Source organism: Candidatus Erwinia haradaeae (assembly GCF_900698925.1).
Lineage (GTDB): Bacteria > Pseudomonadota > Gammaproteobacteria > Enterobacterales > Enterobacteriaceae > Erwinia_E > Erwinia_E haradaeae_I.
The window spans coordinates 1,020,950-1,038,217 of sequence record NZ_LR217713.1 but is presented as its reverse complement, the minus strand read 5'-3'; the positions used below and the strand labels follow the sequence as shown (position 1 = coordinate 1,038,217).

Annotated in this window: 9 protein-coding genes and 2 rRNA genes; 3 read left to right on the top strand and 8 right to left on the bottom strand. The window is 31.2% G+C overall.

What is annotated here, in order from left to right; all coding sequences use genetic code 11:
- Positions 1 to 65: 65 nt before the first annotated feature.
- A 23S ribosomal RNA gene (locus HACICURV3402_RS03155) occupies positions 66 to 3,012 on the top strand.
- Positions 3,013 to 3,135: 123 nt separating this feature from the next.
- Positions 3,136 to 3,251, top strand: a 5S ribosomal RNA gene (gene rrf, locus HACICURV3402_RS03150).
- A gap of 212 nt (positions 3,252 to 3,463) precedes the next feature.
- Here the strand turns inward: rrf and ubiH are convergent.
- Together ubiH and pepP are read right to left on the bottom strand one after the other, a co-directional pair.
- Complete coding sequence (gene ubiH / locus HACICURV3402_RS03145; RefSeq protein ID WP_157992854.1) at positions 3,464 to 4,630, bottom strand: 2-octaprenyl-6-methoxyphenyl hydroxylase; 1,167 nt, start codon at positions 4,628 to 4,630, stop codon at positions 3,464 to 3,466.
- On the bottom strand, positions 4,627 to 5,943 hold the full coding sequence (pepP, locus tag HACICURV3402_RS03140) for a Xaa-Pro aminopeptidase (RefSeq protein ID WP_157992853.1): 1,317 nt from the start codon (positions 5,941 to 5,943) through the stop codon (positions 4,627 to 4,629). The genes ubiH and pepP overlap by 4 nt, the downstream gene beginning before the upstream one ends.
- 1,354 nt (positions 5,944 to 7,297) lie before the next feature.
- Between pepP and zapA the strand changes: the two genes are divergently transcribed.
- Positions 7,298 to 7,633, top strand: coding sequence for a cell division protein ZapA (gene zapA, locus HACICURV3402_RS03135; protein WP_157992934.1), 336 nt, complete (start codon positions 7,298 to 7,300; stop codon positions 7,631 to 7,633).
- Between the two features lie 573 nt (positions 7,634 to 8,206).
- Here zapA and ptsN read toward each other — a convergent pair.
- The 6 genes from ptsN to kdsD form a co-directional block, all read right to left on the bottom strand.
- Positions 8,207 to 8,683 carry a PTS IIA-like nitrogen regulatory protein PtsN gene (gene ptsN / locus HACICURV3402_RS03130; RefSeq protein WP_157992852.1) on the bottom strand — a complete coding sequence of 159 codons (477 nt, stop codon included), beginning with the start codon at positions 8,681 to 8,683 and terminating at the stop codon, positions 8,207 to 8,209.
- Between the two features lie 1,590 nt (positions 8,684 to 10,273).
- The gene (gene lptB / locus HACICURV3402_RS03125) at positions 10,274 to 11,002 is read right to left on the bottom strand and encodes an LPS export ABC transporter ATP-binding protein (protein ID WP_157992851.1); all 729 of its coding nucleotides are present in this window, start codon (positions 11,000 to 11,002) and stop codon (positions 10,274 to 10,276) included.
- A 43-nt stretch (positions 11,003 to 11,045) separates the two neighbouring features.
- Complete coding sequence (lptA, locus tag HACICURV3402_RS03120; protein WP_157992850.1) at positions 11,046 to 11,561, bottom strand: lipopolysaccharide transport periplasmic protein LptA; 516 nt, start codon at positions 11,559 to 11,561, stop codon at positions 11,046 to 11,048.
- Positions 11,497 to 12,114: an LPS export ABC transporter periplasmic protein LptC gene (gene lptC, locus HACICURV3402_RS03115; RefSeq protein WP_157992849.1), complete on the bottom strand. Its 618-nt coding sequence runs from the start codon at positions 12,112 to 12,114 to the stop codon at positions 11,497 to 11,499. The genes lptA and lptC overlap by 65 nt, the downstream gene beginning before the upstream one ends.
- A complete protein-coding gene (gene kdsC / locus HACICURV3402_RS03110) occupies positions 12,101 to 12,679 on the bottom strand; it encodes a 3-deoxy-manno-octulosonate-8-phosphatase KdsC (protein WP_157992848.1) in 579 nt (192 codons plus the stop codon). Before kdsC ends, lptC begins: the two co-directional genes overlap by 14 nt.
- Positions 12,680 to 13,602: 923 nt before the next feature.
- Positions 13,603 to 14,592 carry an arabinose-5-phosphate isomerase KdsD gene (gene kdsD, locus HACICURV3402_RS03105; protein WP_408609280.1) on the bottom strand — a complete coding sequence of 330 codons (990 nt, stop codon included), beginning with the start codon at positions 14,590 to 14,592 and terminating at the stop codon, positions 13,603 to 13,605.
- Positions 14,593 to 17,268: the final 2,676 nt, after the last annotated feature.

Genomic DNA, 17,268 nt, shown 5'->3' with positions numbered 1-17,268 from the left:
ATATAACTGAGTGTATCTTAATAAGAAATTTAATTATTAGTCCACAGGACGCTTGTGGGTTGTAAGGTTAAGTGAATAAGCGTACACGGTGGATGCCTAGGCAGTCAGAGGCGATGAAGGGCGTGCTAATCTGCGAAAAGCGTCGGGAAGGTGATATGAACCGTAATAGCCGACGATACCCGAATGGGGAAACCCGATGTAATTTATTACATCATCATATTCATGAATAAATAGTGATATGAAGCGAACCGAGGGAACTGAAACATCTAAGTACCTCGAGGAAAAGAAATCAATTGAGATTCCCTTAGTAGTGGCGAGCGAACTGGAGAAGAGCCCAGAACCATAATCATCTTACGAATTAGTAGAATCGTCTGGAAAGACGAACAATAAAGGGTGATAGTCCCGTATATAAAAATTCGGAAGGAGTGGGTTCTAAAGAGTAGGGCGGGACACGTGATATCCTGTCTGAAGATGGGGGGACCATCCTCCAAGGCTAAATACTACTGACTGACCGATAGTGAACTAGTACCGTGAGGGAAAGGTGAAAAGAACCCCGGTGAGGGGAGTGAAAGAGAACCTGAAACCGTGTACGTACAAGCAGTGGAAGCATTTTTTTAGTGTGACCGCGTACCTTTTGTATAATGGGTCAGCGACTTGTATTTTGTAGCAAGGTTAACCGTATAGGGGAGCCGTAGGGAAACCGAGTCTTAATTGGGCGTTAGTTGCAGGATACAGACCCGAAACCCGGTGATCTAGCCACGGGCAGGTTGAAAGTTGGGTAACACTAACTGAAGGACCGAACCGACTAATGTTGAAAAATTAGCGGATGACCTATGGTTAGGGGTGAAAGGCCAATCAAACCGGGAGATAGCTGGTTCTCCCCGAAAGCTATTTAGGTAGCGCCTTATGAGTTCATCTCCGGGGGTAGAGCACTGTTTTGGTCAGGGGGCCACCCCGGCTTACCAAGCCAATGCAAACTCCGAATACCGGAGAATGTAATCATGGGAGACACACGGCGGGTGCTAACGTCCGTCGTGAAGAGGGAAACAACCCAGACCGCCAGCTAAGGTCCCAAAGTCATGATTAAGTGGGAAACGATGTGAGAAGGCATAGACAGCCAGGATGTTGGCTTAGAAGCAGCCATCATTTAAAGAAAGCGTAACAGCTCACTGGTCGAGTCAGCTTGCGCGGAAGATGTAACGGGGCTAAATCATGCACCGAAGCTGCGGCATCGGACGCATACTTAAAATAGTTAAATTAATTTAACTATTTTAAGTATGCGTCCGATGGGTAGGGGAGCGTTCTGTAAGTCGTTGAAGGTATATCGTGAGAGATACTGGAGATATCAGAAGTGCGAATGCTGACATAAGTAACGATAAAGCGGGTGAAATGCCCGCTCGCCGAAAGACTAAGGGTTCCTGCCCAACGTTAATCGAGGCAGGGTGAGTCGACACCTAAGGCGAGGCCGAAAGGCGTAGTCGATGGACAACAGGTTAATATTCCTGTACTAGTTATGACTGCCAAGGGGGGACGGAGAAGGCTATATTGGCCGGGGGACGGTTGTCCCGGTTTAAGCGTGTAGGTTTGAACTTTAGGCAAATCCTGAGTTCAGTAAGATTGAGACGTTATGACGAGACACTAAGGTGTTGAAGTAATAAATGCCATGCTTCCAGGAAAAGCCTCTAAGCATCAGGTCATAGTTAATCGTACCCCAAACCGACACAGGTGGTCAGGTAGAGCATACCTAGGCGCTTGAGAGAACCCGGGTGAAGGAACTAGGCAAAATGGTGCCGTAACTTCGGGAGAAGGCACGCTGGCTTGCAGGTGAAACGACAAGCTCGAGGAGCTAAAGCCAGCCGAAGATACCAGCTAGCTGCAACTGTTTATTAAAAACACAGCACTGTGCAAACACGTAAGTGGACGTATACGGTGTGACGCCTGCCCGGTGCCGGAAGGTTAATTGATGGGGTTATTCGAAAGAAAAAGCTCTTGATCGAAGCCCCGGTAAACGGCGGCCGTAACTATAACGGTCCTAAGGTAGCGAAATTCCTTGTCGGGTAAGTTCCGACCTGCACGAATGGCGTAATGATGGCTAGGCTGTCTCCACCCGGGACTTAGTGAAATTGAATTCGCTGTGAAGATGCAGTGTACCCACGGCAAGACGGAAAGACCCCGTGAACCTTTACTATAGCTTGACACTGAATACTGAGCTCTAATGTGTAGGATAGGTGGGAGGCTATGAAGCATAGATGCTAGTTTATGCAGAGCCATCCTTGAAATACCACCCTTTAAAGTTTGCTATTCTCACCCAACGCCGTTAACCGGCGTGGAGACAGTGTCTGGTGGGTAGTTTGACTGGGGCGGTCTCCTCCTAAAGAGTAACGGAGGAGCACAAAGGTCAGCTAATCACGGTCGGAAATCGTGAGGTTAGTGCAATGGCATAAGCTGGCTTGACTGTGAGAGTGACGATTCGAACAGGTGCGAAAGCAGGTCATAATGATCCGGTGGTTCTGAATGGAAGGGCCATCGCTCAACGAATAAAAGGTACTCCGGGGATAACAGGCTGATACCGCCCAAGAGTTCATATCGACGGCGGTGTTTGGCACCTCGATGTCGGCTCATCACATCCCGGGGCTGAAGCAGGTCCCAAGGGTACGGTTGTTCGCCGTTTAAAGTGGTACGCGAGCTGGGTTTAGAACGTCGTGAGACAGTTCGGTCCCTATCTGCCGTGGGCGTTGGAAGATTGAGAGGGGTTGCTCCTAGTACGAGAGGACCGGAGTGAACGTACCACTGGTGTTCGGATTGTCATGCCAATGGCATTGTCCGGTAGCTAAGTACGGAAAAGATAAGCGCTGAAAGCATCTAAGCGCGAAACTTGCCTCAAGATGAGTCTTCCCTGACCCTCCAAGGGTCCTAAAGGAACGTTGAAGATAACGACGTTGATAGGCCGGATGTGTAAGCGTAGCGATGCGTTGAGCTAACCGGTACTAATGATCCGTGAGGCTTAACCTTACAACACCAGAAGCGTTCTTTTAGATACTTAAGAACTCAGATATTATATAGTTCAGCTTGTAATGGATATGTATTTTACTTGTTCAGTAAAAAGAGAACAAGTTAAAAATATGACAGAACTTGTCTAGCGGCCATAACGCGGTGGTACCACCTGATCCCATACCGAACTCAGAAGTGAAACGCCGTGGTGCCGATGGTAGTGTGGGGCCTCCCCATGTGAGAGTAGGGAACCGCTAGGCATTATTTTAATAATAAAAGCCATCGTTATGATGGCTTTTATTATTAAAATAATGCCTAGAAAGTCAATGTAATATTTTTAACCTCAATATATATCAGTTGTGTATTTATTATATGTTGTAGTAACTGGTATTATTTATTCTTCAATATATTTAACTTTTTATTTTAACTGATATCTATATGAAATATTATGAAATACTATTCAAATAAAGATCTACTGAATAGATCGTTTAATAAGTATGTTGCGTAAGCATGCCATATCATTTATCATCATTAATCCTAGAGTTCGTCCAATAAAAAGTGTCGAGGAAGGATGAGAAAAAAGCCTGACTAATAAATCTGTAAAATGAATAGTTGTTTTTACATCTATAATTCGTTGTTTTTGGTATTGTTTTAACGTAGAATAATCACCTGCTTTTTTTCCGGTTTTCCACGCTGAAATTAAAATATCCGTTAATGTTAATATATCTCGCATACCTAAATTTAATCCTTGACCTGCAATAGGATGCAGTGTTTGTGCGGCATTGCTCACTAATACTATGCGTTGAGTAATGGTATTGACTCTAGTACATGATTCTATTGGATAGAAGTATCGTTTATCTACTTTTGTTATTTTTCCTAATCGCCATCCAAATATTTTCTGTAAATAAGAAAGAAATTCTTTGTCATTCCAGTTGGACATTGTTTTACGCTTAGTCCGATCTAAACACAAGACTAATGAACTAAATCCGCTAGAAATTGGTAGTAAAGCTAATGATTCATGTCTAGTAAACCGTTCAAAGGCTTGTCCTTGATGTGCTAATTCAGTAGAAATTTTAGTTACTAATGCTATTTGCTGATAATCTTTTTTTTCCCACTGTAAACCACATAATCTAGCTATGTTAGAAAATGTACCATCAGCAGCAACTAATAAATCACCTTTAATTTTTTCACCATTATCTAGTTTGATGAGAATATAATCTGTACATTGTTTGATAAGGACTACAGTGTTTGGGCAGTATAAAGTGATGTTTTTAGTTTTTTCTAGATGAGAAAAAAAATTTTTTTTTGCTTGATTTAATTCAAAAACCTGTCCTAGAAATGGGATCCCATAAGTAGAGGCATCAAGAGAGAAAAAACCACCAGAACCGAGTTCACTTACATGAATCCGAGTAATTGCGGTGGCTATAGGATCAAGTAATGACCAAAGATTGAGTGCGTCTATTTTCCGACAAAGCCCATAAGCTAATGCTATAGTGCGTCCATTGTAATTTGGGTGAAGAAATTTATCGGGTGAAGTAGCTTCTACTAATTTAATATCTTTTTTACCTTGTGTTAAATAAGACAAGGCGAAAGCTAGTGTTAGACCAGCTAATCCTGCTCCTACGATAATAACACTCATAAGGATTTCCTTTTTACCATAAAAGACTCTATTTCATTTATTTTTTTTATAGCTGTTGAGGTTAGATTTTCATTACCATTTTTAGTAATTAGAATGGTATCTTCAATTCGAACACCAATTCCACGATATTCTGATGGTACATTTGAATCAGTAGTGATATACAAACCTGGCTCAATAGTTAAGACCATGCCTGGTTGCAATATTCGTCTATCGTCTTGACTATAATAATTTGAATCATGCACATCTAAACCAATCCAGTGACTCAATTTATGCATGAAAAACTGTTCAATAGCTTTATCTTTAATTAGTTGTTGAACATCACCTTGCATGATTTTTAATTGCACTAACCTGTGTACTAGAAAAGCGATTATTGTTTTTGTAACTGTATAAATGTTGGTTCCAGGTTGATAAAGTTTTAGTGCTAGATTTAATGCATTTAAAACAGTAGTATAAATAAACCTTTGTGGGGCATTAAATTTTCCATTTACTGGAAAAGTACGTGAAATATCACTGGCATAACCTTGAAATTCGCATCCAGCATCAATCAATACTAGCTGACCATTTTTTATAAGCTTGTTATTGTCGGTATAGTGTAAAATACAGGAATTTTCTCCTGAGGCAATAATGGTGTTATAGGCAGTCCAGCGCGCACCATGATGATTAAATTCATATTGAATTTCCCCTTCTATCTGATATTCATGGATGCCATGAAATAATTTTTTGAGAGCTCGCATGTGACCTAAGGCGCTAATAAGTCCTGCTTTTCGTAGTAAAGTTATTTCTGATGAGGATTTAATTAAGCGTAATTCATGTACTAATGGGCGCCAATCGAGTAATATTTTAGGTACGGAGAGAGTTTTTTTTTGGTTTATTCGCAGTTTTTCTAATGCAGTAAAAATAATTTGATCAGAGAAATAATATTGTTTTTCTACATGATAAATTGTTTTTAATCCATCTAAAAAGAGATGGAGATGATCGTTTATGCTTTCCCATGGGAAAGCATAATCGACAGCTAATTGCATACGTGCAGATTCCTGTCCAATATAATTCTGTCCCCATATTTGAGCTTGTCGATTGTGGCTTCGATTAAAGAGTAGACTTTTATAACAGTTGTCAGAGTTTTTTATTAGTCCGAACATTGCTTCTGGTTCATTAAAACCAGTAAGATACCAAAAATCACTGTTTTGTCGATAAGGGTAGGGGTTATCATTGTTTCGTATAGCTACGGGAGCTGAAAAGATTAGGATAATACTAGAAGGTTCCATTTTTTTTAATAAAGCTAAACGGCGGCACAGAAATTCTTTTTCAATCACTGAATCTCCTTAAACTAAGTAAGATATTCTGGTTATTCTATTTAACATTTTATTTAAAGATATGTTCTAACCTTAGAAATTATTGTGATTGTAATTGTTATTATTCATATAAAAATTACATAATAGTTTTTAATAAAAAAAGATAAAATTACTTATCTGTTTCAGATGATTTTTAAAATAGATAACTATTAATTTTAGTATAACTGAATTCTTTTCATTGTAACTTTAATTAGATGATAAATAGCAATGGTAGATAGTTAATATGCATTTTAAATAGATCGCATCTAGTATGATTGATGTCTCATATGTTTTAGAGACATTATATAATGATAGAGTTAGTTATATTAAAATAAGATGATTATACTCATAAACTTAATATGGATTTTTTCATTGTTAATTTTTTCTATTATCGTTATATGTAAGGTAAAACATCTTATTCTAATAAAATTAGAAAGATAATTAACTATACTGTAATTTATTTGTTCTAAAGTTATTATATTGACAATATATTATAATATTTATCTTCTAATGTTGATAATGTTATATAAAATATTAGTTTATATAGGTAAATTTATTAACATAAGAGATTATATTACCTATGATCAGTATGGTTTATGATGTTCATGAGTTAAAAATCTCCTATATTTTTTAAAAATGAGATTAGAAATTATGTTGGGTTGTTCATGGATAACATGGATTATAATTTAATCTGTATTTTTAATAAAATTAGATGAGTTTATTTTTATTTTTATATTTTATATATTCATTTATTATTTAGTGTGTTTAAGTTTTATAAGGTATGGTTAGTGGGTAGTTTGGTTTATATGGTTCGTTTCTATTTCTAATAGACGAGGGATTTATATTTTGTAATTGTTTTTTTAAAATTCAGGTTTGATTTTCTATCATAAAAAAAAATTAAAAAATCATGTGTGTGTTTTTTTTGGAAAGAGGTTGCTATATTTCATGTATAATATTTTTTATATAAGCAAATGTATCTAAATTAGTTAGACATCAAATTATGGAAAAGACGGTTAAATTAGGTTTTATGATTTAAATCATACATGGTTTTTTAACGTATCGACATTGCAAGACTAAATTAACGTTCATGTAAATATGAGGGAATGATAGATAGACTGATTTCTTATTATAAATTTGGTGAATTCATATCATTATTGAATTATTCAATGTTATATGGATTTTCTTATTTAGATAAAATCATAATGTAAAGATTAAGATTTGTAATAAGTATTTGTAATAGGGTTGTTTCTTGTTGATTGGATAGTTATATTAATCTTTTTATAGTATATAGAAAAAATAGATCATGACGGATACCAAAATGACTCATCCTGGCGATATATCTACACAACCAGTAGATCTCCATATTCTTGGTTGTGCATTGCGAGTAAAGTGCCCTCATAAAGAGATGGGTGCATTAAATTTAGCTGCGGAAGATCTTTCTCAACGTTTACAAGATTTAAAGCTTCGTACTAAAGTCACTAATACTGAGCAATTAGTTTTGATTGCTGCTTTAAATCTTTGCTATGAATTAGCTGAGGAAAAAATTAAAACTCGTGATTATGCATTGCATATGGAAAAGAAGATGCGGAGTTTACAACAGATATTAGAACAAGCATTATTTGAGAAAGATAATATTACTTGTATTCAACAACCGTCCACTAAATTTGAATAATGTTATACAACATAAAGAATGGCTATTCTTAACGCTAATAGTCTATGTTCTTTTTTTTAGACAGATGTTAATTTTTTTTATTTGAATAGATATGCAGGACAGATTTGTATCTTTTTTAAAATAAAGAGATTAGTATTTTTTACCACGATAAAATAGAAACTTAAGGAGTGACTAGTATGGATACATCTTGTGATAATGTTTTTTGGTTATAATTTTTTAAAATCAAGAAAAAATGTTGTTTATAGTATCAATAATTTAAATGGTGATTATGGCTTCATAGTATTTAACTTCTGATAAAAAATTGAGTGATTCTGGTATTGGTAATCATTTTATAGCATAGTCAATTTGCCTTATTTTTATTGTTATATCTTATTAATTAATTTTTATTAGTATATAGAAACACATTTGTAGTTTATATAAAGCTATAGAGATTTTTATACAAAACTCATATATACAATTTTATCTTAATTTTCAGACATGGATATTAATAGATCTCCTGGAATACAATAGATGGAACAATAGAAGAATTAGATTAATAGTGAATTATTTTAGAAAAATTGTTATATAATAAGATTATATCTTTTTTTGAGTTATAATTCGGTATAAATCTTCATCGCTAGATGCGGATCTAAGTTGACGAAGAATTATTTTGTTTGCTAGGTGTTGTGCTACTAGAGATAGTGTGTATAAGTGTGTTTTACATTGTTGAGATGGAATAAGGATGGCAAATAGTAGGTCTACTGGTTGGTTGTCAATAGAATTAAAAATAATAGGATGTTTAAGATGAATAAAAACACCAATAGATTGTAATTTTTGTTCCTCAAGTTTGCAATGAGGAATTGCAATACCATTACCAATACCTGTACTACCTATTTTTTCTCTGTTTTGTATGGCATTAAAAATAATTTGCTGAGAAAGTCTAAGTTTTTGAGAAGCTAATTCACTAATAATTTCTAATGCTCTTTCTTTGTTGTGACAAAGAACATCGTTACGTGTACAAGAAATACTTAATATTACGTCTAATTCTAATTTAAAATTATTGTTTATCATAGTTATACTTGATTCTTTACTTTAAGAGAAGCAGTTTCTTTATATTTCATTATATCTAGTAATTAATATAAAGACTTGATATATAAGTAAAGTATATGTAATTAATAAAATCGTTGGTAGAGAACACCCCTACTCTTTAACTACACTTTTCATATGATTTTATAGTTAATATTATAAATTGTATAATTTTCTTGTTTTGATTGTATGCAGATCTTAGTAAAAAAATTAAGATCAGTAATTCGTATCTGAATATGGGATTATTAATAAGATCTATAGTGATTCTAAATATAGAATTTTATTGATAATACTATTGTTTTATAAGATATAAGAAGTAAAAGTATTATACTGGTCTAATATGGTCAAGATAGGTTTTAATTTCCTTAAAGAAAAAGAATTATATAGATGCACTATGTTGTGACATATTATTTATATTCATCTATATTGCTTATTATACCATTAAGCGTTTTTATAATTATAACTGATTTATCATCATTATTTTCTATAAATAATGTATAATGATGAGTAACATTATTATTCATGGATATTTTATATATGGTATAAAATAGGAACTGTAAGTTTAGAAACGTTTCTTACAACAATTATATTTAAGTTGTTTATATTATTTCTATGTCATATATAGATGTGTTAGTTATAAATATTAAGTTTTTTAGTGTTTTAAACCTGTTAACGAGCGTTTTATCTTATAGGATTGATAATCTTTTCTTATGCAGGACAAGATTTCTGAATGTTTATGTATGTTAACTCGTTTTAAATTCTAGGTTTAGCACCTGTTGTATATATTTTTTATATATTTGACAAGTTATTTTAAAAACTGTAATACTTAAAAAAGTAAGCATTGATTAATCTATGTTATAGTTTGTTCAGTTTTAGTAGTTGGTATAATTATTTTATTAATTTTTTTTAGTTAATCACTATACGTGTCACGTGACAAAATATTATTATTACATCATAGCATAAATGCTCTTTCGTCGCTAACACTTATATATGTTGAATGGAGTATTAAACTATGAAGAGTAGTTATATGAAGATAAAGGTTAGTTTTTGAGGAATAAGTAAGATCTTCAATGTCTTAAAAAAATTTATTTTGGAGATTTAAAATTTTTATTCTTAATACAAAATAAATAGCTAAATTATTTTTTACTGAGTAAAAAGAATTTGCATATATTATGTTTTAATTTCTAGTTTTTCCCAGAAAAATATTAACTCGAGTCGTAACAGAAATTAATTTTATAATTTATTTTTATTGTTTTTTTATTTTACATCCAGGGTCGTATTTTTTATTTAGAATATTTTTAATTATATGACCTAGCCTTTAATTTTAATCTTATCTAGATTAAGTTTATTAACTTCTATGATCTAGATATGAATGCGTTATGTTATTCATATTTTTTGAAAGAAAAAACTATCTCTTTATTTGGAGCCCAAGTTTGTAGTTAAGAGAAAAAATTTTTAATACAAATTAGAATAATGTAAATTCTTATTTAAGAATTGGTTTGTCACTGAATAAATATAAAATAGTTTAAGTAATATATTTTATTTTTTTATCTATTGATCAAGATTCACGCTTTATTAAAGTCTAAATTCTGTACCTAAATAAACATGTTGCACTTGTTTATCAGCCATGATTGCTTCCGGGTTTCCGGAAGCAATGACATGACCCTGGCTCACAATATAGGAATATTCACAAACATCTAGGGTTTCACGTACATTATGATCAGTAATTAATACTCCCAATCCACTGTTCCGAAGGTGTTCAATAATTTTTTTAATGTCTATTACTGAGATAGGGTCAACACCAGCAAAAGGTTCGTCTAAAAGAATAAATTTTGGATTTGCTGCTAATGCACGAGCAATTTCTACGCGACGACGTTCACCGCCAGATAATTTGTGTCCCATCATCTTGTGTAAATGATCACTAATATGAAATTCATCAAGAAGTTCTTTAGCTCTATAAAGTCGTTGTTTGTGAGTAAGATCTTTGCGAATTTGAAGAATAGCCATTAAGTTATCATATACACTCAATCGTCTAAAGATAGAAGCTTCTTGAGGAAGATATCCAATGCCACGACTAGCTCGAGCATGTAGCGGTAATAGGCTAATATCTTCATGATCAATGTAAATATATCCTTTATCGTGTTTAATAATCCCAATTATCATATAAAATGTAGTTGTTTTCCCTGCTCCGTTAGGCCCGAGAAGACCCACAATTTCACCAGATTTTACTTGTAGGCTGACACCTTTTACGATTAGATCACCTTTATAGGTTTTCATAAGGTTTTTGATTATTAGAGTTGGCATAATATTGAATAAATTTCTTTTTTATTTTATTCTTATAAAGGATTTAATTCTTCTGGTGAGAAGGTGTTAAAATAGTAGTAACATGTTGCCCTGTATTACTTATGGCATGCATTGTTTTTTCATTGATGAGATAGGTAATACGATCTCCTTGTATTCTATTGCCATCTTGTTCAAGATAAGCATTTCCGCTTAATTGAATTTGTGCTTTTTCTATTTCATAATGTATTTTTTTAGCATGTCCCGTGACAGATTGACCATTATTCAGTATGTGATAAAATTTAATAAGATTTCCATATGCGTTAATTATTATATTCTTATTTTTTTCTCCCGAGAAGGAGATAGTACTGGTATCAGCAATGATTTTAAGATTTCCTTGAGTAATGGAAACATTACCACTAGCAGTTGCTATATTGTTTTGTATATCAATGATTTGTTTTTCCGAATCGATATGAATTGGTGTTTTTAAGTGTGGATCCAGTCCTACTTCTGGCCTATTACAAGCCAGAAGTAGGATAGTTATTAATAATTGATTTATTTTTCTCTTCAGGATTAGCGCCATAAGTCGTACGGACTTTTCCTATAATTTGAGCTGTGTGTTTTTGTAAATTACCGTACATTTTCATTCCTGTTGAGAAAAAGGCAGGACCAGATAATGTTACTGTATTTTCAGAAGTCAACTCTTGGGTAATAAGGTTAATTTTTGCAGTTTCGGTTTGAAGATGTTTTAACTGTGTGATTTTCATTAAGCTATTTATAATGACGTTTCCATAAAGAAATAAAACTTTTTCTTTGGTGAGTTTAGCTTGGTTGGATTTTATAATCCACATTGGTAGTTTGTTCTCATTATATATGATCATAACTGGATTAGTAAACCAGCTAATTTCATCATTAGAGTAATATCTGCTTTTATCTGCTAAGATTTGATGGGATAATATCCCTTGAGGATTATACAAGAGTATTTGTGTCTGATGACTTACGCATGTGGGTATAAGAATATGATTGGTAAGAATTTTTGTATCTTCTTCCTTGTTTCTGTCTTTTATAAGATAGTTAACCACTATAATTGAAAATAGTGTTATAATCAGAGCTATTATGCTTTTAGCATAGATCATCTAGATTACCACTAAAATCTCTTAATATTTTATTTTGTGCTATTAAAATGAGATCAGAGATTTCTCGTATTGCCCCATTTCCTCCGTTCATCCTTGTTATGTAATCAACATGTGGTAGTAACATGGGGTGGGAATCAGCCACTGCGATACTTAATCCTACTTTAAGAAGTACTGGTAAGTCTATAAGATCATCACCAATATAGGCTATTTGATCTTCATTCAGGTGCAGTTTAGATTGAATGTCATTCAATGGTTTAGTTTTATTAGATTGCCCCTGATAAATATAAGAAATGCCTAATTTAGAACATCGATCTTTCAGCATTTGACTGTGATTTCCAGTAATAACTCCTACCTCTATTGCAAATTTAAGTAAACATTGGATACCATATCCATCCCTGACATTGAATCTCTGTATTATATTACCGTTATTGGTGTGATAGATCATTCCGTCGGACATGACACCATCTGAATCACAGATTAATAATTTAATATTTTTTGCTTTATTTAAGATATGATGATGAATGGGACCATAACAGGTGTTAATTGTAGTATGTTTATTACTCATAATTATTATTATCTCATAGATAATAGATTTGATGGAATAGTATGATCATTCATATGTGTAGTTATGTTATGATTACAACGAAAGAGATTTAATTTAATTATGATTAAAACCTGATCCTTTATGACTTTTCATTAGTTCGTGATATTATTTTAGATATATTGATATCTGGTAGTTATATAAACTTCTTTTATAGTTGAGATGTTATAATCTTGAAGATGGATGAATTTAAATTCAGTAGGAATTTTTTATCATTAAAATTAAGGTTAAGGTAGGGTTTCTGTTAATTGAAATTCATTAATCTTTTATACATGAGAATATAAGAGACGTCAATCGTCCGAAGTGATGTGGGATAATAAATACATTTTTATTCTTTAAGACAGCAGTTGGCGATTATAATTGATAATTATAATACTATTAATTATAATTTATTTAATTTAATTAAAGCAATTGAATATATCTTAGGTTATCTTATTATATTATATAATTAATAATGTATATATATTATTATAATGTATATACATTATAATAAGAATATGTATACATGCTGGATTGTGAATATAATCTATTTATTAATATCTCAATATGATTTAACAGAGTTTTCTTATATTGAGTGACTGAATAAGTCAATTTATATTGAATATGATTTGTGTTTTAATATAAATGTTAAAAGAAAAAATTATATTTTAAATTTTGATTTGGTGTAGTAATTTTTTTAAATAAAATAATAAAAATTGATTTTACATATAAAGTTATTGTTGTACTTTCAGGAAATAGGAAACTCTTTAATATTAGATTTCATCGAAACAGATGAGGAGTAATAATATTGTGTTCCAGATATTTATAATATGATATGCATTTTTAATTATTTAAGAAATAAGATAGTAGAGTCAATCGCTTTATATTAACCTTACTTCTGTAGTATATCACATTATACCAGCTTGGTAGATGTCATGTATATGAACTAGTCCAATAAGTTGATTCTGGTCGGAAATAATTATAGAGGTAATATTGTGTTTTTTCATTATATTAAGAGCTTCAATTGCTAGTGTTCCAGGTCGTACGGATATGCCTCTTGGTGTCATTACGCTGGCGATATAAGATCGATGAATATCAATGTTATCGTTAAATACTCTCCGTAAATCAGAATTCGTAAAGATACCTTCAATGTTTTTTTCATGATCACAAATTACTATTATCCCCATTTTTTTAGATGTCATTTCTAGCACAGCTTCACATAAATAAGTGTTAGGATGTATGTATGGTAAGTTATCACCAGAACACATTATATCATCGACTCGCATAAGGAGTTTACGTCCCAGAGCCCCGCCAGGATGAGACAGAGCAAAATCTTCTTGTGTAAAACCCCTAGATTTTAATAAAGCTACAGCTAGTGCATCGCCCATAACTAATGTGGCAGTAGTACTGCTAGTAGGCGCAAGTCCTAGCGAGCACGCCTCTTGTGGTACTTTTACACACAAATGTATCTTTGCATAGCGGGCTATTGTACTTTTTTCATGACCAGTGATTGCAATTACTGGGATTTGGCGATACCTCAGTAAAGGTATGAGTGCTAAAATTTCTAAAGATTCTCCAGAGTTGGAAATAGCAAGAATAACATCACTATTGCTAATCATTCCCAAGTCACCATGACTGGCTTCAGCAGGATGTAAAAAAAATGAGGGAGTACCAGTGCTAGAAAAAGTAGACGCTATTTTTTTTCCAATATGTCCTGATTTCCCCATCCCCATAATTACTACTTTTCCACGACATTGATAAATTAGTTCACAGGTATGGGTGAAATTTTCATTGATATACTGATCAAGCTGATCTAGTCCTTCGCGTTCAATTTGTACAACTTCTTTTCCTACTTGCTGGAAATTAAAGTTTTTTAATTTAAAGAAATTCACAATAATTACTGAGTCCTCTATGAATACCTATTATGGTTCTTTTTCATATATAGAGTTGTATAGGTTAGATGGTATACTGATATTACGTAGCTTTTAAGAGCTATATGGATAAAGTTTGTTCATTAATAGGTTACAATGTTTATCCTTTATTAGATTTTATTATTGCAATCTAGTGAGCATTGATACAAAATTATAGAGAAATCTTGATTTTATCAATGATATATTTCTATTTTTAAGCATTAATAAATAAAAATGAGAGCATATATGGCTATGTTTAAAAAATGAAGTATTGTGTATATTATTTCTATATTTCATGTTGTGATATTTTATAGTCATTGGGTGGATTATATTAAAGATAGTGAGTAATACGTATATATAATATTAGGTTTGTTACATTATCAATTGTTAGAGTTAGATTTTTAAGTCTTTTAACGAGAATGTTTTATATTGAATCTATGTAGAATTAGATCAAAAATACAAGTTGATAGTCAGTGTACAATATTTAACATTGATTAATTTATGTAAAATTTGTTAAAGTTTATATCTTGGATTAGAATTCTATATGACACTGGTCAAGATTTCTAAGAAAGTACGTTTGATAAGTATTATCGGTTAATTGTTAATCAAGATGTATATATGATAAATAAAAGGATTAGTTAATATTTAAAGAAATTATTCACATATGAGTTATGTAGACTTAAATATCTTATATCGTTATTTTGTTCTTAGTACTCAAATATTGTAAATATATTATTTATTTTATTTGGTATAGATTTAATAATTTTTTGGATGAGAAGCTGCGGAAGGGAGAGTATCGTATTAGTATTATTTTATCATCCATGATGAACTAATATATAGAATGTGTGGCAAATGAGATTCAAATTACATCTAAGGTGTAAATTTGGTCTAATAATATTAAGATGATTTCAAGGAAGATCGGTCGTTTCAGTATATCTGAATAGATATATTCTAGTTTGTTCAATATGAAAAGTTATATCATAAGAATATAGATATATATAATTTTTATATTATATGCATTATCTGGATAATGTCACATGATGGAAATTTATATTGTTTTTTAACAAATATAGATCCTTATAGGTTGATAAGGATGAAAGATCTGTATATTTGATATATCATAGGTCGACTTTTCTGATTGAAAAATTTATTCCAATAAATTTACATTAATTTAATTTTAGATAGAATTTAGATAAAATATATGGAAGATAGTACATTAATATAAAATTTAAATCAGGAAGTGTTCAATATTTCTTTAATTAACTATAAGTATTATTAGAGTAATGACAATGAGAATTAATATATAACCAGTATTACGAATAATCAATGGATTATCTAAGTAATTTATTTACATTTTTAGTTGTTCTGTTTTCATGTGAAACATTTTTAAAACACTGCCTATAATTTTCTTGATGAATGATTAGAAATCAATATTATCTGATTAAAAAATCATACATTTTATAGAAAAACTTCTCTTCTTGTGTCGTAGAGGGAAGAGAGGTGAATATAAGCCGATATTATACCATTTTTATTGTCTATGCTGTTATATCAGTGACTATGTGCAAAACGGATGAGGAGTATCTAATTCTGATAATGATTTTATGTTAATCAGGAATGATAAGTAATAGGAGTATGTTTCATATATATTATATAGTATTGATTGTATAAAAAATATTATCTGTTAGCCAAGAAAAAGATATTGTGCTCTTTGTATCTCATAGGGTTTTAACCATAAAGTTTTCTTTTTTATTCTAGATTTCAGTATCAACATTAGATAATTATTATAAAAATACCTATGATCAGCGATGATTCTTCTTTTTAAATTTTTTTAAGAAAATGAATTTTCTTTTTTTATAAAAGTAAAAATCTCTTTGTTTTGAATGTGAAAATATTATTTATTTTACGATTATTTGATTTTTTATTTTTACAAATTTTTTTAATCTGTATTAATGAAATATGTATCTGTTATATATCAGGTTGTAGATTATTGGTATCTTATTTTTTGAATTGATTTATATTTAATAGAGTTTTTTTTATTAATTCAGTGGACGTTTGTTTAACAAAGAACATAGACAGTGATATTAAGTATTTTATATTCTTAGATAAATATTTAATATTTAAGTCATTCTCTGTTTTATTCTAGTACCTATGCAATTTAATTGCATATTAATACAATCATTAATATATAATGTTTATATAAATTGTATTCTTCCTTTCATGATTTTTTCTTTATAAGAAAAAAGAATTTTCATTTGTCTTTGTGGTTATCTGAACAACTGTATCTTTAATATTATTTAAATTTATTTATTAGTAAATTTTTTAGTTTTGTATTAATTATAAACATATATGTATGTTGTGATAAGTCATGCATTATTGAAATAATGTTATCTAGATGTTATATAAAAATTAGAATAATATATATAGGATAGTTTTAATTAAATTTAAGATTTAATTTTATTAAGACTATTTTTTGTTGAAATAAGATTGGGATTTCTGAGAAATTTTTAATTTTTTTTAAAGTACTTAACTTGATTTAGATTGTAAAAATATTGAGAATGAGGCTCAGCTTATTACCATGGTACTTAAAGTTTTTCTTATTATTGTATATATTTTTATGATTTTTAATTAGTATTAAATTTTCATTTAACATTAGAATTAGAGAGG